At 54.9% G+C, this 20,639-nt stretch carries 17 protein-coding genes; 10 read left to right on the plus strand and 7 right to left on the minus strand.

Annotated elements, in window-relative coordinates; genetic code table 11:
* The first annotated feature begins 12 nt into the window (after positions 1-12).
* The 6 genes from ACWJJK_RS03035 (at position 13) to ACWJJK_RS03060 (ending at position 8,569) form a co-directional block, all read left to right on the plus strand.
* On the plus strand, positions 13-960 hold the full coding sequence (locus ACWJJK_RS03035; RefSeq protein WP_077728473.1) for a Nudix family hydrolase: 948 nt from the start codon (positions 13-15) through the stop codon (positions 958-960).
* Between the two features lie 166 nt (positions 961-1,126).
* Positions 1,127-2,536: a glutamate--ammonia ligase gene (gene glnA / locus ACWJJK_RS03040; protein ID WP_454128634.1), complete on the plus strand. Its 1,410-nt coding sequence runs from the start codon at positions 1,127-1,129 to the stop codon at positions 2,534-2,536.
* A gap of 423 nt (positions 2,537-2,959) precedes the next feature.
* The gene (gene glnL / locus ACWJJK_RS03045) at positions 2,960-4,033 is read left to right on the plus strand and encodes a nitrogen regulation protein NR(II) (RefSeq protein WP_133717633.1); all 1,074 of its coding nucleotides are present in this window, start codon (positions 2,960-2,962) and stop codon (positions 4,031-4,033) included.
* Positions 4,026-5,435 (plus strand): nitrogen regulation protein NR(I), encoded by a 1,410-nt coding sequence (gene ntrC / locus ACWJJK_RS03050; protein WP_077728470.1) that lies wholly within the window; start codon positions 4,026-4,028, stop codon positions 5,433-5,435. Before glnL ends, ntrC begins: the two co-directional genes overlap by 8 nt.
* A 147-nt stretch (positions 5,436-5,582) precedes the next feature.
* Positions 5,583-8,087: a glycogen/starch/alpha-glucan phosphorylase gene (locus tag ACWJJK_RS03055; RefSeq protein ID WP_077728469.1), complete on the plus strand. Its 2,505-nt coding sequence runs from the start codon at positions 5,583-5,585 to the stop codon at positions 8,085-8,087.
* 8 nt (positions 8,088-8,095) lie between these two features.
* Positions 8,096-8,569: a tRNA (cytidine(34)-2'-O)-methyltransferase gene (locus tag ACWJJK_RS03060; protein ID WP_077728468.1), complete on the plus strand. Its 474-nt coding sequence runs from the start codon at positions 8,096-8,098 to the stop codon at positions 8,567-8,569.
* Between the two features lie 11 nt (positions 8,570-8,580).
* On the opposite strand, the gene ACWJJK_RS03065 is transcribed toward ACWJJK_RS03060, so the two are convergent.
* From ACWJJK_RS03065 to ACWJJK_RS03080, 4 genes are read right to left on the minus strand one after another with little or no spacing between them, the layout of a single operon-like run.
* A complete protein-coding gene (locus tag ACWJJK_RS03065; RefSeq protein WP_156880256.1) occupies positions 8,581-9,585 on the minus strand; it encodes an NAD(P)H-dependent glycerol-3-phosphate dehydrogenase in 1,005 nt (334 codons plus the stop codon).
* A gap of 23 nt (positions 9,586-9,608) precedes the next feature.
* On the minus strand, positions 9,609-10,070 hold the full coding sequence (secB, locus tag ACWJJK_RS03070; protein ID WP_077728466.1) for a protein-export chaperone SecB: 462 nt from the start codon (positions 10,068-10,070) through the stop codon (positions 9,609-9,611).
* A gap of 50 nt (positions 10,071-10,120) precedes the next feature.
* Complete coding sequence (locus ACWJJK_RS03075; RefSeq protein ID WP_077728465.1) at positions 10,121-10,570, minus strand: rhodanese-like domain-containing protein; 450 nt, start codon at positions 10,568-10,570, stop codon at positions 10,121-10,123.
* 19 nt (positions 10,571-10,589) lie between these two features.
* On the minus strand, positions 10,590-10,901 hold the full coding sequence (locus ACWJJK_RS03080) for an ArsR/SmtB family transcription factor (protein ID WP_077728464.1): 312 nt from the start codon (positions 10,899-10,901) through the stop codon (positions 10,590-10,592).
* Positions 10,902-11,184: 283 nt separating this feature from the next.
* On the opposite strand from ACWJJK_RS03080, the gene gpmI reads away from it, so the two are divergent.
* From gpmI to ACWJJK_RS03095, 3 genes are all read left to right on the plus strand, one after another.
* Positions 11,185-12,726, plus strand: coding sequence for a 2,3-bisphosphoglycerate-independent phosphoglycerate mutase (gene gpmI, locus ACWJJK_RS03085; protein ID WP_156880254.1), 1,542 nt, complete (start codon positions 11,185-11,187; stop codon positions 12,724-12,726).
* 194 nt (positions 12,727-12,920) lie between these two features.
* A complete protein-coding gene (locus ACWJJK_RS03090; protein ID WP_454128635.1) occupies positions 12,921-13,892 on the plus strand; it encodes a murein hydrolase activator EnvC family protein in 972 nt (323 codons plus the stop codon).
* A 59-nt stretch (positions 13,893-13,951) separates the two neighbouring features.
* Positions 13,952-15,274: a S41 family peptidase gene (locus ACWJJK_RS03095; RefSeq protein WP_077728461.1), complete on the plus strand. Its 1,323-nt coding sequence runs from the start codon at positions 13,952-13,954 to the stop codon at positions 15,272-15,274.
* 84 nt (positions 15,275-15,358) lie between these two features.
* Here the strand turns inward: ACWJJK_RS03095 and ACWJJK_RS03100 are convergent, their stop codons facing one another.
* Complete coding sequence (locus ACWJJK_RS03100) at positions 15,359-15,841, minus strand: DUF934 domain-containing protein (RefSeq protein WP_077728460.1); 483 nt, start codon at positions 15,839-15,841, stop codon at positions 15,359-15,361.
* Entirely contained in the window at positions 15,828-17,477 is a 1,650-nt protein-coding gene (locus ACWJJK_RS03105) for a nitrite/sulfite reductase (RefSeq protein WP_086135162.1), read from the minus strand. The genes ACWJJK_RS03100 and ACWJJK_RS03105 overlap by 14 nt, the downstream gene beginning before the upstream one ends.
* A gap of 314 nt (positions 17,478-17,791) precedes the next feature.
* Here ACWJJK_RS03105 and nhaD point away from each other — a divergent pair, with 314 nt between their 5' ends.
* Positions 17,792-19,150: a sodium:proton antiporter NhaD gene (gene nhaD, locus ACWJJK_RS03110; RefSeq protein WP_133717643.1), complete on the plus strand. Its 1,359-nt coding sequence runs from the start codon at positions 17,792-17,794 to the stop codon at positions 19,148-19,150.
* A gap of 34 nt (positions 19,151-19,184) precedes the next feature.
* Here the strand turns inward: nhaD and ACWJJK_RS03115 are convergent, their stop codons facing one another.
* The gene (locus ACWJJK_RS03115) at positions 19,185-20,495 is read right to left on the minus strand and encodes a dicarboxylate/amino acid:cation symporter (protein ID WP_077728457.1); all 1,311 of its coding nucleotides are present in this window, start codon (positions 20,493-20,495) and stop codon (positions 19,185-19,187) included.
* Positions 20,496-20,639 lie beyond the last annotated feature (144 nt).

Below are 20,639 nucleotides of genomic sequence, written 5' to 3' on the forward strand. Positions count from 1 at the left end.
GAACGTATCCCGGTGAGCGGTTGCTCCGAGTTGCATGTAGCCGCCGGTGTCATCCGGAACGGACTCGGCCAAATTCTCATTGCGCGGCGCCTCGCCCACGTCCATCAAGGGGATCTTTGGGAGTTTCCGGGAGGCAAGCTGGAAGCCGGCGAAACCGCAAAGGAAGCTTTATCCAGAGAAATCCGCGAGGAGCTTAACCTCGAAGTGATAGAGGCATCGCCCTTGATTCGGATTCGTCACGCTTATCCGGAGCGTTGCGTACTGCTGGATGTGTGGCGGGTGGACCGGTTCGAGGGGACGCCAATCGGCATGCAGGGACAGCCGATTCGTTGGGTTTCGCCAGACGAATTGCCCGGCTTCGCATTTCCGGCCGCGAATCGCCCCATCGTAACGGCTGCCAGACTTCCCGATCAGTATGCGATTCTGGACGATGAATCGGGCGATGAGGCGCTTTTGCGCGAGCGTTTGCACCATCTGGTGTCGCGCAGAGCCGGTTTGATCCAATTACGGGCGCGCCGATTGGGTGTGCACCAATACGAGGCGTTGGCGCATTATGCTGTGGAGTACTGCCGGGAACGGGGCGCGATCCTACTTCTGAATGCGGATCCGTGCTGGGTGGTCGGGACGTCCGCCGCGGGGCTTCATCTTACGGCACAAAGACTGATGAGCTTGAGTGAACGGCCATTGGAGAAAGCCCGGTGGGTTGCCGCATCTTGTCACAATCTCGGTGAACTGAAGCACGCGGAGCGAATCGGCGTCGATCTGGCCGTTCTTGCCCCTGTGCTGTCCACGCCCACCCACCCCCATGCCGTGCCGCTAGGATGGATAACTTTTGCCGAGTTGGTGGATCAGGTAAATATTCCGGTCTTCGCTTTGGGGGGGGTGTCTCCAGCGGATGTGGACGTTGCAAAGTCCCATGGGGCTCAGGGCGTGGCGGGAATTCGCGGATTTCTTCCGTAAACGGCACTGAAATGGGTCGTATGCACATTAATGGTGCGTTTTTGTTTTGCGAACAAGTTGTTGCACTATTGTAATTCCGGGAGATAACAGCGTTTTTCTATTGGTACAATTTTTGTTTAATTACCCGCTTGAGATTTTTACAACCCTAATATTCGGGAGATAAAGAATGACGCCACAAGATGTACTTCAGCTGATGAAGGAAAAGGAGGTCAAATACGTTGATTTGCGGTTTGCCGACACTCGGGGCAAGGAACAGCATGTTTCCATTCCGGCGCACAGTGTGGACGAGGACATGTTCGAAGACGGCAAGATGTTCGACGGTTCGTCTATTGCGGGCTGGAAGAGCATCAACGAGTCGGACATGATCCTGATGCCTGATCCGACGACGGCGGTTATCGATCCGTTTTTCGACGATCCAACCCTGATTTTGCGCTGCGATATCGTCGAGCCCTCTACCATGCAGGGTTATGAGCGCGATCCTCGCTCCATCGCCAAACGTGCTGAAGCTTACATGAGATCCACGGGCATCGCGGATACCGCGCTGTTCGGGCCAGAAAACGAATTCTTCGTATTCGACGATGTGCGCTGGGGCGTTTCCATGCAGGGTTCGTTCTATAAAGTCGATTCCGAAGAAGCCAGTTGGAACACCGAAAAAGTTTACGAAGACGGCAACATCGGCCATCGTCCCGGCATCAAAGGCGGCTATTTTCCGGTGCCGCCCGTTGACTCCATGCAGGACTTGCGCGCGGCCATGTGCAATACGCTGGAAGAAATGGGGCTGATCGTCGAGGTTCATCACCACGAGGTGGCGACCGCCGGACAGTGCGAAATCGGCGTCAAGTTCGGTACGTTGGTCCGGAAGGCGGATGAGGTGCTTACCCTCAAATACGTGGTACACAATGTCGCTCACGCTTACGGCAAGACCGCGACCTTCATGCCGAAGCCGCTGGTCGGCGACAACGGCAACGGCATGCATGTTCATCAATCACTGTCCAAGGGTGGCGTGAACTTGTTTACCGGTGATTTGTATGGCGGCCTTTCTGAGTTGGCGCTGTTTTACATCGGCGGCATTATCAAGCATGCGAGAGCTTTGAATGCCTTCTGCAACCCGTCCACCAACAGCTACAAACGCTTGGTGCCGGGGTTCGAGGCGCCGGTCATGTTGGCTTATTCCGCCCGCAACCGATCGGCATCGATCCGCGTTCCGTATGTCACTAATCCGAAAGCGCGCCGCATCGAGGTTCGTTTCCCCGATTCCACCGCCAATCCATATTTTGCTTTCGCAGCCATGCTGATGGCCGGTCTCGACGGTATCCAAAACAAGATTCACCCGGGCGACGCCATGGACAAGGATCTTTACGATTTGCCGCCGGAAGAGGAGAAGAGCATTCCGCAGGTTTGTCATGCGTTTGATATGGCGCTGGATGCATTGAACGCGGATCGCGAATTCCTGACCCGCGGCGGCGTCTTCACGAATGATGCGATCGATGCGTACATCGACCTCAAGATGCAGGAAGTCACCCGTCTGCGCATGAGCACGCATCCGGTTGAATACGATATGTATTACAGCCTCTAAACGGCTATTCGGCCCGAATCTGAAAACGCCCCTTTATGGGGCGTTTTTTTTTGTTCGGGTATTTTCCAAATCCGAGACGCTATAGAGAGCTCGCGTAAAGAGTAGTCTGGCGATTCATTCGGCTAAACAAGGCTGTCTATCCCAGTGACAAGTCCGAAAGGGCGAATGTGAAGCTCAAAAGTGACTGGCTCGGGCAGTAGCGCCTTTGTCGAGTGTTGGATTATCTATATTGGTCAATTCCGAAATAACTTCAAATGGAACAGATGTTTCAGCAAATCGGTCTAATATGCACCAAAATGGTGCGCATTGCCTGAGGTTCTGTGGCCGCGAGTGTCCGCTGCTGAGTTCTATAGGTCTTGAGGCACCTACAATCAAGCGCAGCTTGCATGGACAATTGGCCTCCATCTTGCTTTTCAAATCGTAATGAATAACCCAGATCCCATTCCACTATATCAACGCATCCTCGATCATTTAACGGACGCCGTGTTGGTTTTCGATCCCGCGTACCGCCTGATTTATATCAATGTGGCCGGGGAAATGTTGTTCGCAGTGAGTGCACGACAGGTTCTGGGTTCGGGGGCCAAAGAGCTTTTCTTTCTATACGATCAGAACATCGAGAAAGATTTGAAACGAACCTTGCAACAGGGTGAATCGTTGACCAAGCGAAATTTGTCGTTGGGTCTTCCGTCTCAAGCTATTACGGTCAATTTCACGATCACGCCGATGCTGGAGCAGGATAAACCGGTCGCCGCATTGGTGCAGATTGAACAGGTGGATCGGCATTTGCGCATCTCCATGGAAGAGCAGCTTCTGGCGCAGCAGAACGCCGCTCGCATGCTTTTGCGGGGATTGGCCCACGAAATAAAGAACCCTTTGGGCGGTCTGCGCGGTGCGGCGCAGTTGCTCGACAGGGAGTTGGTCGAAGAAGAGATGCGGGAGTATACGAAAATCATCATGGAGGAATCCGACCGCCTGCAATCGCTGGTCGACCGGATGCTTGAGCCCAACAAACCGCCGCGGAAAAGCCGGCTCAATATCCACCGGGTACTGGAGAGAGTGCGTCAGTTGGTGCAGGTGGAGGCTCCTCCAAGCGTCGTCATCGAAAGAGACTACGACCCGAGTTTGCCGTTGGTGAATGGCGATAGCGATCAGCTGATTCAAGCGATCTTGAACATCGTGCGCAACGCGGCGCAGGCGGTAGGGAAGAAAGGGCACATCCTGATTCGCACGCGCATCCATCGCCAGGTGACCATTGGTCATAGGCGCAACCCGATGGCCGTCAAGATCGACATCATCGACGATGGTCCGGGTATCAAGCCGGAGTTGCTCGGTCAGATTTTTTACCCGATGGTAACCGGGCGCGCTGACGGTACCGGTTTAGGCCTGTCGATCGCACAGTCCTTGATCAATCAGCATGGTGGATTGGTCGAGTGCTCGAGTTCCCCGGGCAACACGGTTTTTTCTATTTTCCTGCCTTTGGAGAAGGACCATGAGTAGTTCAGCCCAAGTATGGGTGGTTGATGATGATCGCTCGATCCGCTGGGTCTTGGAAAAGGCCTTGCAAAAGGCATCGATACACGCGCGCTGTTTTTCGAACGCCGGCGGATTGCTCGATGCTCTCGATCAGGGCAAGCCCGATGCCATATTGACCGATATTCGGATGCCGGGCATGGACGGGCTGGAGCTTTTGCGGCAGCTGCAGATCAAGCATCCGCAACTTCCCATCATCATCATGACGGCGCACTCGGATCTGGAGAGCGCGGTCTCGGCATTCCACGGCGGCGCGTTCGAATATCTGCCGAAGCCGTTCGATGTGGACGATGCCGTTGATCTGGTGCAGCGTGCATGCGCACAAAGTCAGCGCGCGCGGCAAGAGCAAGGTCCGCCCGAGGTGGCCGAGGAAACGCCCGAAATCATCGGGGAGGCGCCGGCCATGCAAGAGGTTTTTCGCGCCATCGCGCGACTCGCCCGCTCCCACATCACCGTTCTGATCAACGGCGAATCGGGGACCGGGAAAGAGTTGGTTGCGCGGGCGCTGCACCGCCATAGTCCACGGGCCGACAAGCCTTTTATCGCCCTCAATATGGCGGCGATCCCCCGCGATCTGCTGGAATCCGAATTGTTCGGCCACGAACGCGGTGCGTTTACCGGCGCGCAGGCTCGCCGCGCCGGGCGTTTCGAACAAGCCGACGGAGGCACGTTGTTCTTGGACGAGATCGGCGATATGCCCGCGGATTTGCAGACCCGTTTGTTGCGCGTGTTGGCCGACGGCGAGTTTTTTCCCGTTGGTGCGCACGCACCGGTCAAGGTGGACGTCCGCATTATTGCCGCCACTCATCAAAATCTGGATACGCTTGTCGCCGAAGGCCGTTTCCGGGAGGACTTGTTCCACAGATTAAACGTCATCCGCATTCACCTCCCGCCCTTGCGGGAGCGTCGCCAGGATATTCCTTTATTGCTGAACCATTTCCTCAAGGAGGCCAGTCAAGAGCTGAAGGTGGAAACAAAAGTCTTGTTGCCGGATGTGGAGGACTATCTTTGTCGGCTCGATTGGCCGGGCAACGTGCGTCAGTTGGAGAATACCTGTCGCTGGATCACGGTTATGGCGGCGGGCAAGGAGGTTCATCTGGACGATCTGCCGCCGGAATTACTGAGTGTTAAGGCGAGTACCTCTACTGTCGTCGACAGTTGGGAAGATTGTTTCCGGCAATGGGTCGATAAGCGCTTGAGGCGTGGGGATAGAAATGTCGCAAAGGAAGCTATAGATTCAGCCGAAGGGATTTTGATCGCCACGGCGTTACAATTCACCCGCGGGCGTCGCCAGGAAGCAGCAAAGTTATTAGGTTACGGCCGCAATACATTGACACGAAAGATCAGCGAGCTGAGTCTGGACGTGTAGGAAATCGAGTACCGGCAAGCTTATCGTCAACAGCTCCGGCTTTGATGCGATAATCGCCCCTTTCCGGCTTTGTCGTCTGCGGACAGCCGCAGAGGAACGACGAGCTTTTCGTGCCCAATCTGAAATTGCCAAATAAGCGGACCGACTATGCCAAACCGAAGTCTTGTGAATAGTAAGCGAAAACCGTGGTTGACCGAGCTGCCTGCCTTGGGGTTGAAGGCCAAGGATTTGGCCGTGGACATCCGCCGTCATTTCAGCTACACGCTCGGCCGCGACAAGTACTGCGCATCCGCGCACTATGCCTACACGGCGGTCGCTTTGACGGTCCGCGACCGCTTGATGGAGCGGTGGAAGAATACGCATTACGCCTATGAGGAAGCGGACTGCAAGCGTGCTTACTATTTATCCATGGAATTCTTGATGGGGCGGACCTTGAGTAACGCCACGCTCAATCTCGGGATCGACGATCCTCTGCACGAAACTTTACACGACCTGGGGCTGGATCTAGAGGAGATCGTCGAGAGCGAGCAAGATGCCGGATTGGGTAACGGCGGGCTGGGTCGGCTGGCTGCTTGTTTCGTAGATAGCTGTGCGACGCTGCAGTTGCCGGTGATGGGCTACGGCATCCGTTACGAATATGGCATGTTTCGGCAAAACATCGAGGATGGCCATCAGGTCGAGGAGCCCGATCATTGGCTGCGGAACGGCCACGTCTGGGAGCTGGAGCGTCCGGAACTGACGGTGCGGATACGTTTCGGCGGGCGGACGGACACTTATGGCGGCGACGAATCCCACCCGAGGAGGCGCTGGGTGGATACCCACGATGTGCTCGCAGTTCCGTACGACATCCCGATTCCCGGTTACAAGAACGGTACGGTTAACACGCTGCGCCTGTGGAAAGCGGCTGCCACGGATGAATTCGACCTACAAGACTTCAATGCCGGAGATTACACCGAAGCGGTCCGTTCCAAGAACATGGCGGAAAACATCACCATGGTGTTGTATCCCAATGATGCAAGCGAGAACGGAAAGGAGTTGAGACTACGCCAGCAATACTTTTTGGCTTCGGCCAGTCTTCAGGACGTCATCCGCAAATGGGTGCTGGTGCATGGCGAGGACTTCAGTCGGTTTGCGGAAAAGAATTGTTTTCAGCTCAACGACACCCATCCGAGTATCGCCGTGGCCGAGCTGATGCGCCTTTTGATGGATGAGCATGGGTTGCATTGGGATGAGGCTTGGGCCATCACCTCGCGTACCATGGCTTATACCAATCACACACTGCTTCCGGAAGCCTTGGAGAAATGGCCGGTGCGCCTGTTCCGGCAATTGTTGCCGCGGTTGCTGGAAATCATTTTCGACATCAACGCGCGATTCTTGGGTGAGGTCGCCAACCGCTGGCCGGGCGATCTGGACCGATTGGCGCGGATGTCCCTGATCGAGGAAGGCTGGGAGCAACAGGTTCGCATGGCTTACCTGGCCATCGTCGGGAGCTTTTCGGTCAACGGGGTGGCGGAGCTTCACTCCAATCTGCTCATGCAAGGGCTGTTTCGCGATTTTTACGAACTGTGGCCGAATAAGTTCAACAACAAGACCAACGGTATTACGCCTCGCCGCTGGCTGGCCGGGTGTAATCCCAAGCTTGCCTCGTTGATCACGGAAACGATAGGCGAGGGTTGGTTGACCGATCTGTCCCAACTCGGCAAGCTGGCCGCATATGCCGATGATTCTGCGTTTCGCCAACGCTGGAGGGAAATCAAGCGCCATAACAAGGAGCGTCTCTTACGCTATAAGAAAGCGGAGCTGGGCGTGGATATCGAACTGGATGCGCTGTTCGACGTTCAGGTTAAACGGATACACGAATACAAGCGCCAGTTGCTCAACGTACTTCATGTCATTCACCTCTATGACCGCATTAAGCGCGGCGATACGGCCAATTGGACGCCGAGGTGCGTCCTATTCGGCGGCAAGGCGGCACCGGGCTATGCCATGGCGAAGCGAATCATCAAATTGATCAGTAATGTGTCCAATGTGATCGATCGCGATGCTGCGGCCGGCGAGCTGCTCAAGGTGGCCTTCCTGCCCAATTACCGGGTGACTGCGATGGAATACATTTGTCCCGGCACCGATCTTTCCGAACAGATTTCGACCGCGGGTAAGGAAGCGTCCGGTACCGGCAACATGAAGTTCATGCTGAATGGGGCGCTGACTATCGGTACTCTCGATGGCGCCAATATCGAGATTCGTCAGGAAGTGGGGGCCGAGAATTTCTTCCTGTTCGGCCTCACCGCCGAGGAGGTGGAGGCGAAGCGAGGCCAATACGATCCCGAGTCCGTCATAAACGGCAATGACGACCTGCGCCGGGTGATGCATCTCTTGGAAAGCGGGCACTTCAACCAATTCGAACCGGGAATTTTCGATCCCATCATCCATGCCATAAAAAGCCCGCACGATCCTTGGATGACGGCTGCCGACTTTCAAAGTTACGTAGAAGCCCAGAGGCGCGCGGCCGCTGCTTACCTCGATCAAGAGCAGTGGGCAAGAATGAGCATCCTAAACTGCGCTGCTGGCGGCAAGTTTTCCACCGACCGCACGATTTCGGAGTACAACCGCGACATTTGGAAACTGGAGCCGATCCGCCCTCGGTGTGAATAAGTCCTAACGTGTTCCACATCGTCCTTTACGAGCCGGAAATACCGCCGAACACAGGGAATATCATCCGTCTCTGCGCCAACACGGGCGCTTGGCTGCATCTCATCCATCCCTTGGGCTTCCGGCTTGATGACGCCAGGTTGCGGCGCGCCGGCCTCGATTATCGGGAATGGGCAGATGTGCGGGAATACGGGGGACTGGATGAATTCTTGGAACGGGTTCGGCCGGAGCGGCTGTTCGCGCTCAGCACCAAAGGGCGGTGCTGCTACGCGGATGCCGACTTCCGCCCGAATGACGCCTTGCTGTTCGGTCCGGAGTCCAGGGGATTGCCGGAAACCTTGCTGGCTTCCTTGCCGAAGCCGCGCCTTCTTTACGTGCCTATGAAACCGGAAAGCCGCAGCCTGAATCTGTCCAATACCGTAGCGTTGGTGCTTTACGAAGCATGGCGGCAGAACGGCTTTTCGGGAGCGATTGAACGGGTTTGACCGAAGCAGGCTCAACCGGCCAAGGCTTCCGGCTTCTGTTCTCTCAGGAGTAGATTGTTGACGGCCTCTAAAGGCGCGAGCCCTTCGTAAAGGATTTTGTAGGTCTGTTCGGTAATCGGCATCTCGATCCCGAGACTTTGCGCCAGCTGGTAAATAACCTTCGTAGTAAGAATCCCTTCGATTTCTTGGCCGATTTCGGCCGCGACTTGCTCTCGCGGGAGCCCTTTGCCGAGCCCGAGGCCGAAGCGCCGGTTTCGAGATTGATTGTCGGTGCAGGTCAAAATGAGATCGCCGACACCGGCAAGTCCCATGAAGGTTTCCGGTTTGCCACCCAATGCCAAACCCAAGCGCATCATCTCTGCGAGTCCGCGGGTTATCAGCGCCGCACGGGAGTTGGCGCCGAAGCCCAGGCCGTCGGCGACCCCGGCGGCGATAGCCAGTACGTTCTTGGTCGCCCCGCCCAACTGAACGCCGATGATGTCTTCGGTGGTGTATGCGCGGAATCGGTTGTTATGAAGCAGCCCCGCCAGCATTTTGGCGAATTCGATCTCCCGTGACGCTACCGTAATGGCGGTCGGGAGATTGGCGGCCAAGTCGCGGGCGAAGCTTGGGCCGGACAGCACGGCGGCGGGAATGTCGGGTCCCAGAACGTCCTCCGTGACTTGGTGCAAAAGCTTTCCGCTTTGCAGTTCCAGACCTTTCGTGGCCCATGCGATCTTGGATTCCGGGGTGAGATGCGGTGCCAGGTCCATCAGGAGGTTTCTAAATGCATGGCTGGGCACCGCAACTACGAGAATTTCCGCGGTCTTAACGGCTTCTTCCAGATTCGCGACGACCCGGAGGTTGTCGGGAAAGCGCGCACCGGGTAAATAGCGCTCGTTGCACCGGGCGGCGTTGAGTTTGGCCAAATGTTCGGGGCGATGCCCCCAAAGCACAGTGGGATGGCCGTTGCGGGCTATCAAAAGGGCTAGGGCTGTGCCCCATGAGCCCGCGCCGAGAACTGATACAGCTGTCATGTGGGCGATTGCGGACTATCCCGTTAATGGCTTGTGGGGGCGGAGCCCTGCTGCTGTTGCATCTGCTGCATGTACAAGGCGTCGAAATTGATGGGGGCAAGGAGCATGGGCGGGAAACCGCCCTTGGTCACGAGATCGGAAACGGCCTCGCGCGCATACGGAAAGAGAACGTTCGGACAGTAGCTACCGATCAGAGGGCCGAGTTCTTGGTCGTCGAAGCCCGCCATCGCGAAAATCCCCGCTTGGCAGACTTCCACCAAATAAGCGGTTTTTTCGCCGAGTTTAACGGTTACCGTCGTGGTGAGACTGACCTCGTACAGATTTTCCTGAAGCTTTTGCGCATTGCTCGACAGGTTGAATTCGACCTTCGGTTCCCATTTGAGCGTGAATACCTCCGGCGAATTCGGCGTCTCGAAAGAGACGTCCTTAACGTAAATCTTTTGCAGGACGAACTGTCTTTCTGGCTGAGTGGTTTCTTCGGCCATGGATAATCCTTATTTGTTTCGTAAGCTTGGAAAAATCGGGAGAGGGCGAATTACTTGTTATTCCGCTTCTTAACGACAGGGTATTTTTGGTCTTCCCATGCGAGCATGCCGCCTTTCATTTCAAACACTCGGGTGAAGCCTAAACCGGTCAGTTTCTTGCAGGCCTGGGGAGATCGCGTGCCGGACTGGCAGGTTACGATAACGGGATTTTGTTTGTATGCCTCCAATTCCTGTGCTCGTTCCTCGAGTTTGCCCAAGGGAATGAATTTCGCATTTTCGATATGGCCGTTGGCATGTTCGTGCGGTTCGCGGACATCGATAATGATGGTGTTTTCATCATTCATCAGGTTTACGGCTTCCGTCGGCGAGATTACTTTGTGTTTACGGAAGGCGCTGTCGATAAAATCCTGAATCAGCAAAATCGTAACAATGAGCAAACCGCTGGCCATGATCCAGTGATTGCCCAGGAATTCCAACAGGCGGTCGGGTGTGACAGTCATAGAGAAAATTCGGCTCCAACTAATGATGACAAAATACTTCTTTCATCAGCTTGATCAGCTGCAGTGTGCGCTCGTCGTCAACGTAATAGTACACGCGGTTAGCGTCTTTCTTACAGGCGAGAATACCTTTATCGCGCAGAATGCCCAGATGCTGAGAGATATTGCTCTGAGTCGTGCCGACCTGCTCGACGATGTCCTGAACGCTGACTTTATTGTTCCCCAAAGTGCATAAAATCTTGAGTCGCAGCGGATGGGACATGGCTTTCAGGCAATAGGCAGCCTGCGCGATATCGGCATCTTCCGTAATCAGTATCTCGTTTGGTTTGGTCATCGGAGGCTTCGCATTGTAAGAGTTTGTGCGCTCTTTAGCCGCGATTGCTCGAGCAACACGGGGTTGCAAAAAAAAGTTAAAATACTACTCCGTTTTTCCCTTTGCCTAAGCCCATGGCGCCTCATTCTCAAATTCATATTTATCCGGCGATATTGAGTTCGAGGTCTTTTCCTTTCCGCGAAAGCGGCCGCTTGGCCATTGGGACATACTGATTTTTTCTGCGGGAAGCAACAAAGCCTTTATTGCCAGGCAAACGCGCAAAAACCGAGAGGGAGATTATACTTTGAAGTTGAATCGTCCTAAACCTGTTGTCCTCATCATTCTGGACGGTTTTGGTTACAGCGAAACCAAAGACCATAACGCTATCGCTCTTGCAAGAACCCCGACATGGACGAAGCTGTGGAATACTTGCGCGCATACGTTGCTCGATTGCTCCGGTGAAGTCGTCGGCTTGCCCGACGATCAAATGGGCAATTCCGAGGTGGGACATTTGCATTTAGGGGCGGGTCGACTTATCAATCAGGATTTTACGTTGATCAGTAAAGCGGCTAGGGACCGTTCGTTTTACACCAATCCCGTTCTGCGCGAAGCCGTGGACAAGGCCCTTCGGAACGATAAGGCACTCCATATTTTAGGACTGCTGTCGCCCGGCGGCGTTCACAGCCACGAAATTCACATTCATGCAATGGCGGAGCTCGCGGTTAGGAAGGGGCTGAGAAAGGTCTATGTGCATGCCTTTCTGGATGGGCGAGATACCCCACCCAAGAGCGCAGGCGACCCGATACGCAGAATGGATTCGAAGTTCGAAGAACTGGGGGCAGGGCGGATTGCATCCATTATTGGCCGTTTTTACGCGATGGATCGCGATAATCGCTGGGACCGTATCCAGCAGGCATATGACCTTATCGTGCAAGGAAAAGCCGATTACCGCACGGAAACGGCGATCGAGGGCTTGACGCTGGCTTACGAGCGGGGTGAGTCCGACGAGTTCGTCAAAGCGACTTCAATCGTTCCGGACGGTGAAGCGCCGATTACTCTCAAGGACGGCGATGTCGTGATATTCATGAATTTTCGGGCCGATCGCGCCCGAGAGCTGACGCGCGCACTCAACGAGGCCGATTTCGTGGGGTTTCGACGCGAGGTCGTTCCGAAGCTGGGTGGGTTTGTTACATTGACGGAATATCACCAAGACTTTACGTTTCCCGTCGCTTATCCGCCGCAAGACGTGACCAACAGCCTGGGCGAAGTCTTGTCGAAGCATGGTCTAAGGCAGTTGCGGTTGGCCGAGACTGAAAAGTACGCTCACGTTACGTTTTTCTTCAACGGCGGAGTAGAAACGCCCTTTCCCGGAGAAACGCGCATCTTGGTGCCGTCGCCCAAGGTCAAGACCTACGATCAGAAGCCGGAAATGAGTGCTCCTGAAGTGACGGATGAATTGGTCAAGGCGATCGAGTCCGGCGAGTACGACGTCATCATCTGTAACTACGCCAATGGGGATATGGTTGGTCATACTGGTAACCTGGACGCATCGATTCGGGCGGTGGAGGCTTTGGATGAGGCATTGGGTCGAGTCGTCGAGGCTCTCGACAAGGTCGGAGGCGAAATGCTGATTACGGCAGATCATGGCAATGTCGAGCAAATGATCGATCCTTCGACCGGCGAAGTTCAGACCGCGCACTCGGTTAATCCCGTGCCGCTCGTGTATAAAGGCAAAGCCGGTAGGTTAAGCGACGGAGGCGGTCTGGCCGATGTCGCGCCGACATTGCTCGCGATTATCGGGCTTGAAAAGCCGGCGGATATGACGGGGCGATCGTTGCTGATTTGAGGTTTGCCGTTTTGTCCTGTCACCGAGTCGCGCGAGTTTTCTGTCTGGCTCTGGCATTCAAAATGCCTTTCGCGGCGGCGGTCTCGGAACCAAAGGATCGTTTGGATGAACTAACTACGGTTCGGGAGCGTATTAAGACGGTCCAGAAGTCCAGGGACGCTCTAGAGTCGCGCAGACGAGCTCTGGTCGGGCAATTGAGCGGTATCGAGCGGGACTACGGACGTCTGGCAAAACGGCTTAAAGAGCTCGAGATTCAAGCGCAAGCCCAATTGCGGCATTTGAACGATTTGGAACGCCAATGCAGTGAGTTGCGGGCGGCAGTGAAAGCGCAATATAAAACATTGACAGGACAAGCTCGTGCGGCCTATGCCGCCGGCCGGCAAGATTGGCTGAAGCTGGTGTTGGATCAGGAAGACCCACGCCAGCTCAGTCGCGTGCTGGCTTATTACAATTATCTGAGTCAAGCTCGATTCTCGCTGCTGAGGGAGATGCAAAAGGATTTAACAACCGTTTCGCAATTGCAGCAGCAAGCGTCGGCCGAAGCGGCGAAGCTTCAATCCACTCGTGAGCAGGTAGCAAAAGATCGCCTCGAGTTGGATAAGTTCCGACAATCCCGACGCGAGGTTTTGGCCGACTTGGAACATAGCCTTCAGGATAAGGACACCCAGCTGAGGCGGCTCCAGGAGGATGAAGAGCGCCTGCAAGATCTGGTTGCCGCCATTCGGCCTTTGTCGGACGACTCGGCGCGAGATCGGTCAGTCAGCAAAGGACCCTTTTCCGCCCTTTATGGTCAGTTAACATATCCGACGAAGGGTTCACTGCTTGAGTCGTTCGGCAGTCCGCGAGCGAGTGGCCGTTGGGATGGTGTCGTTATACGAGCACCGGAGGGCGCGCCGGTGCATGCCGTTGCGGCGGGGAGGGTGGCATACTCCGATTGGTTGCGGGGCTATGGCTTGTTGACCATTATCGATCACGGCGAGGGATATATGAGTCTCTACGCTTTCAATCAGAGTTTGTATAAGAATGTCGGGGACTCGGTGAACGGCGGTGATATCATCGCTACAGTCGGTGCCAGCGGCGGTCGTGCGGAGTCCGGACTTTATTTTGGCATTCGCGAAAAAGGAAGACCGGTGAATCCTATGTTATGGTGCAGTCACAAAGACTGACTTTTTACGGATTGATTTATGAGGCCTTATCCAGGGCGTTTTTGGTTGTAGGAAAATCTATGTTGCGACAAAGAAATTTTCTGGTTCTTATCTTTGGCGTTCTGCTCGGCATTTTGATCAGTACGGGCAGTAGCGTCCTCGCCGAGCGGGAGGCCAGTGGCGATACAAATGCAATCCCCTTCGAAGGATTGAAAACCTTTTCGGAGGTTTATGGACGCATACGCCAGGATTACGTAGAGCCGGTAACGGACCAGAAATTGTTGGAAGACGCCATTCGCGGAATGCTCGCTGGTCTCGATCCGCATTCAGCGTATTTGGATCAGGAGCAGTATAACGAGCTGAAGGTCGGTACTACCGGACAGTTCGGCGGCTTGGGTATCGAGGTCGGAATGGAAAACGGTTTCGTGAAGGTCATCGCGCCTATCGACGATACCCCCGCGCAGAAGGCTGGCATAAAAGCCGGCGACCTCATTATCCGGTTGGACGACAAGCCGGTAAAAGGCATGAGCCTGAACGACGCGGTTAAAATGATGCGTGGCGAGCCGGGTAGCGAGATCGTGTTGACCATAGTTCGCGAGGGTGTCGAGCAGCCGCTGAAGGTTAAAATCGTACGCGACGTCATCAAGGTCAAAAGCGTAAAGAGCCGGCTTCTTGAGGAAGGATACGGCTATGTTCGCATTACGAGCTTTCAGTCCAAGACTGGAGACAATGTCATCGAAGCCATCAGCGAGCTCAAAAAGAAAGGCGACTTGAAGGGCGTTGTGCTGGATCTTCGCAATAACCCCGGCGGAGTTCTCAATGCGGCGGTGGCGGTTAGCGATGCCTTCTTGGAGAGTGGCCTGATCGTTTATACCGATGGTCGTGTCGAAGACGCCAAGATGAGGTTCAGTGCGACTCCGAATGACGTTCTGAACGGTGCTCCAATCGTAGTGCTGATAAACTCCGGCTCCGCTTCGGCCTCGGAGATTGTGGCCGGTGCTTTGCAGGATCATGGACGCGCCATCATCATGGGCGAAAAGACCTTCGGCAAAGGTTCGGTGCAGACAATCTTACCGACCAGCAATGGCGGCGCGGTCAAACTGACCACGGCGCGCTATTACACGCCTTCCGGACGCTCCATTCAAGCGGAGGGCATCGCGCCGGACGTACCGATCTCGAAGGTGAAGTTGGAAATGGCCGCCCAATCGGAGTTTTCTCCGATCAAGGAAGCCGATTTGGTAAACCATCTCGAGAATGGAGCCGAGAAACCGCTCAAGAAGGACGAAACCAAAGCAGGGGATAAGAGTGAAGAGGCCTTGGCCCTGCAGGATTATCCGCTGAACGAAGCCCTTAATCTTCTAAAGGGTATCAATATCATGAGATACGGCCATAAAAAGAACTAGGCCGTGTCGGAGAATTGAAGCACACCCCCGGCTTGACCGGGGGTATTGTTTGTCGAGCGTATTTGAGTTGCCCGAGCTTCCCAGCTATTTACGCCGCCGATAAAGTGGTTCTTTAACGTCTACGGCGGCTTGATATTTCACCGTGAACTCCTGCAATGCGGGCAGCAGTTCTTGCGCATTCGCGGAGCCGTTCGGTTCGAAGGCGTTTACGCCTACCCGACTCAGAAAAAACATTTGATCCCTGAGAAAATCGCCGCGGGCGCGAAGCTCGCCGTTAAAACCGTAACGTTCCCGCAAAAGCCGAGCCAGAGAAAAGCTTCGGCCGTCTGTGAACTGGCGAAATTCCAAGACGATTATCGAGAAGTACTTAAGATCATCTGCAATTTCTTCGAGACTGTCGTCGCTGTTTAGGCGCAGCCCCAAGGGGACGCTGCAAGCGAGCAGGCGATCCCTTTCGTTCTTCCAGCGGAGCAGCGAAACCGTTACAGCCTGTTCCGGCAAGGCTTCGTCGTCGCTCAAGTGCCGCCAGTCGTTTGCGACGATATGGCCGTCTTTAATTATCTCCATAAACTCGCCCCTGGAATGGTCGCATACCGATACGTCTAACCGTTTCAAGAAATGCCTCGTCTTCCAGTCGATGCTCTCGGTAAGTTTGGAAGATGGCTTCTATCGCATGGCAAACCTGGTCCTTGGCTACGGAGGGACCTAGGCGTTCACCGAGGGAAGCATCCTTTCCGGATGAGCCGCCCAGGGTAATCTGGTACCACTCTTCCCCTTTTTTATCGACGCCCAGAATGCCGATATGACCGACGGTATGATGTCCGCAACCGTTCATGCAACCCGAGACATTGATCCGGATATCGCCTAGATCGTAGAGATAGTCCAAATTGTCGAAGATCTGCTGAATGCCGTTAGCGATAGGAATCGATGTCGCATTTGCCAATGAGCAAAAGTCGAGGCCGGGGCAGCAGATGATATCCGTCGCCGTGCCGATATTGGGTGTCGCCAGTTCAAGAGATTTAAGGCGCTGCCATAAGTCGTGCAAATCCGCCTGTTTAACGTCGGCCAGAACGAGATTCTGGGTGTGGGTGACTCGAATTTCGCCAAAACTGTAATGGTCGGCTAAATCGGCAATTACATCCATTTGGCTTGCGCTGAGATCTCCTGGAGGTTTTCCCGGTGTTTTCAGGGACACGAAGACAACCCGATAACCCGGCATTTTATGAGGGAAGGTATTATGGCGGAACCAAGCGGCAAACTGGCTGTCGTGGGCCGTTTTTTCCGCTAACAAGGGATTGTCGGCTAGCGTCTCGTAGGGCGCGGGTTGGAAGAACGTCTTGATCCGCTCGATTTCTTCGAGATCCAGGAGCAGGTCGTCCTTTATTGCAGCCCACTCGGCTTCGACCATTTCGGTAAACTTTTCCTTTCCCAGCTCTTTCACCAGGATCTTGATTCGCGCCTTGAATTTGTTGTCGCGACGTCCGAAGCGGTTGTAAACGCGGAGAATCGCTTCCAGATAAGACAGCAGGTGCTTTTTCTCGAGAAACGGGCGGATTGTCACGCCGATGATCGGTGTGCGCCCGAGGCCGCCGCCTACCAGAACTTCGAAACCTATCTCGTCCCGATCGTTCTTGACGAGCTGCAAACCGATGTCGTGTAGCTGGGTTGCGGCTCTATCCTTTGCCGCACCATTGACGGCAATCTTGAACTTGCGCGGCAGAAAGCTGAATTCCGGATGGAGGGTGGACCACTGCCGGATAATTTCGCAATAAGGGCGTGGGTCCTCGAGTTCGTCTCCGCCGACTCCCGCAAGATGATCGCTGGTGACGTTGCGGATGCAGTTGCCGCTCGTCTGGATCGCATGCATCTGTACCGTAGCGAGTTCGCTCAGAACATCCGGCACGTCCTCGAGTTTCGGCCAATTGAACTGAATGTTCTGTCGCGTCGTGAAGTGGCCGTAACCCTTGTCATAGGTTCGCGCGATATGAGCCAACATCCGCAGTTGGCGCGACGAGAGCAGGCCATAAGGAATGGCAATGCGCAGCATCGGCGCGTGTTTTTGGATGTATAAACCATTCATCAAGCGAAGAGGCCGGTACTGATCTTCGCTGAGTTCTCCCTTCAAGAACCGCTCTGTTTGACCCCTGAATTGAGCGGCGCGCTCATTCACTAAGGTCTGGTCGTAATTGTCGTACTGGTACATATATGGAAGAAATCCGTCTGCCTAGGCGAGAGAAAAGCCTGAGTAATTCAGTAGGGAAAAACTATAACATGGAGCCGTTAATAGGAAAAAATAATAAAACTGGATATATCTATGAATTTACTTCATATCGACTCTGCCTGTAAACGCCGTTCTTCCGTCACAAGTGCACCTGAACCGAAGTGCGGAAAAAGTGCTTGGTTATTCATTCGCTAGCCCTTCTATATATATAATGCAGGGCTGTTTTGACTGGGGGGTCGTGCTGCTTGACGGCAGTGGCACAGACGTTTTTCAAAAACACCGAAGAGGGCTTAGCTTTGTTACGCGCATTCGTTTTACTTTCGCTGCTATTTCTTGTGCCCGGTTTGGCATCGGCCGAAGGATCGGAGGTCTTGGGGCTGACCGGTACCCAACGGGGCCTTTATTGCGTCTTGGTCTTCATCATCGCGTACGGGTTCGTGATGACCGAAGAGTTTACCCATTTGCGAAAATCCAAGCCGGTCATTCTTGCCGCCGGCATCATTTGGGCGCATGTGGCTTATCTGGCCGCCAGCAACAGCGTTCCATCGGAGAAGGTGCACAAGGCCTTCGAGCACGATCTCCGCGAGTATGCCGAGCTGTTTCTGTTCTTGTTGGTCGCTATGACCTACATCAATGCCATGGCCGACCGAAATGTGTTCGAGGCCCTGCGTTCCTGGCTGGTGAGCCGTAAATTCGGTTATCGCAAGCTTTTCTGGATCACCGGGGTGATCACTTTCTTCCTGTCCTCGGTAGCTGACAACCTGACTTCCGCGCTGTTGGTGGGTGCTGTGGTGATGGCTGTCGGTGCAAATAGCCCACGCTTCGTAGCTTTGGGTTTTGTCAATTTGGTGAGCGCGGCTAATGCGGGCGGCGCGTTCAGCCCCTTCGGCGATATCACCACGCTAATGGTCTGGCAGGCCGGCAAGGCGGAGTTCTTCGACTTTTTCGAGCTGTTCATTCCGTCGGTGGTAAACTTCGCTGTGCCCGCCGCCTTCATGCACTTCGCCATACCGGACGAAGCACCCAGTTTCCCCGATGAGGAGCAGGTCAAGATGAAGGACGGCGCCCTAATCGTTTGCGGCTTGTTCGCTCTCACCATCGTGACCGCCGTTAGCTTCAAGCAATTTCTGCATCTTCCGCCGTTCCTGGGCATGATGGTGGGACTTTCCTTTCTGATGTTCTATGGATACCGCTTGAAACTGTTGTACAGCGCCGAGAATGGGAGGTTCGATGTATTCGCCAATGTTCGCGATGCGGAATGGGATACCCTGCTGTTTTTCTTCGGCGTGGTATTCGCTGTGGGCGGTTTGGGCTACATCGGTTATTTGGAACTGGTTTCCGAGGCGATGTACGATGGACTCGGGGCGACGACGGCAAATATTCTGATCGGCGTGCTTTCGGCCATCGTCGACAACATTCCGGTCATGTTCGCGGTGCTGAGCATGAATCCCGATATGGACCTTTATCAGTGGATGCTCGTGACCTTGACCGCCGGCGTGGGCGGAACCATGCTGTCCATCGGTTCGGCGGCGGGTGTGGCCCTCATGGGGACGTCGCGCGGCATGTATACCTTTTTCAGCCATCTGCGCTGGACGCCGGCCATTATCGCCGGCTATGCCGCGAGCATTTTGACCCACTATTGGATCAACGGCTAACGCCGCTTCGGCTCATTTAAACAAGGCGTAGCCGTTATCCGCGGCTACGCTTTTTTTCGCGGTCTGATCCGCGTCCTTCCCAAGCATCGAGCAAGATCGCCACGAGCATATCGGCGAGCACGTTTACCCCGGACCGGAGTCTCGCGAGGATCCAGTCGACCGGCGCGATCAGAGGTATCGCTGCGGCTACGATTGTCTCCGGCAAACCTGACGCACTCAGCACCAGTGGAAGGATAATCAATCCCGCTTCCGGAATTCCGGCGACGCCGATAGCCGCCATAAGCGCCGAGAGCACAATAATGGCTTGTTGTCCGGCTCCAAGCCCGTAACCCAATGCCTGTGCCAGGAACAGTGCCGCCATAGCCTCGTACAGCGTGATGCCGTCGTTATTAAGATTTGTTCCGGCGCAAACCGCGATGCGCGCAGATGAGTCCGAGACGCCGATGGTCCTCAGGCACCGCAAGGTAACGGGCATGGCCGCCAAACTGCTGTTTGCCGATAAGCCGGTCATGATGGCATCCGCGCCTTGCTTCAGATAAATGTGCGGTGGCTTTCCACCCGCCAGCCATGCCGCCAAGGGATAATAAACGAGGCCGTGCAAAGCCAGGCCAAGGCTTATAACACCGAGAAACCCGCCTAAATCGGCGAAGATTTCCAGACCGGTTTTTCCGACGACTTGAGCTACGAGGCCGAAGACTGCGAACGGAACGGCTTCGACAACCCAAGAAAGCACCTTGGCTAGAATCTGATAGGCCGAGGATACAAATCCTTCCAACGGTCGAATGTCTGCGATATCGCTCTCGCCTTGGCGATCTTTAAGCCAGCGTAGGGCGGCGCCGAATAGCAAGGCGAGCAGAACTACCGAGATCACGTTATTGCCGGCAAGCGGTTCGATCAGGCTTTGAGGGATATAGGCGCCGAGGTTCTTCAATGGGTTGAGGGTTGCCGCCGGGACCGCGTTTGAGCTCGCCAGAGCGGAATTTCCGGAAAGTTGGGCGGTGAGTTGCTCGATCCTGTCCTGCCATGCCAGCCCGGGTTCTATCGCATTCATCAGCAGCAAGCCGATCATGCAAGCGACCGAAACGTTGATGAGGCAAATCGTCACCAGCCGTCCTCCGCTTCTTGCGGATATATGGGTTCGCGCAAATGCATCGAGAATCGCAAATAGAATGAGCGGCACGGCAAGCGCTTTCAAGAGTCGGATCACGAGCATTCCGAGCTGCCCGAGATGGTCGTTTCGAAGGCCCCAAAGATAAGCTTCATCGCCACCGACGACGCCGAGTAACGCTCCCAGCGCGACGCCTATCAGTACGCGTATCGACAGGGGCCATCGTTTTGCTTTCATGTTCAGTTTCTGTTGATCGAAAGAGAGGATGTTATCGCATCGTTCAAGACTAAGGCGGTCGGCGTAGCTTAAGGCGACATTTCCGATAGTCCAGGGGGCCTGGGACTAGTGCCCATTTCGGCATGGCGCGGTCTTCAGGCGTGG

It is taken from the genome of Methylocaldum gracile, assembly GCF_053646815.1.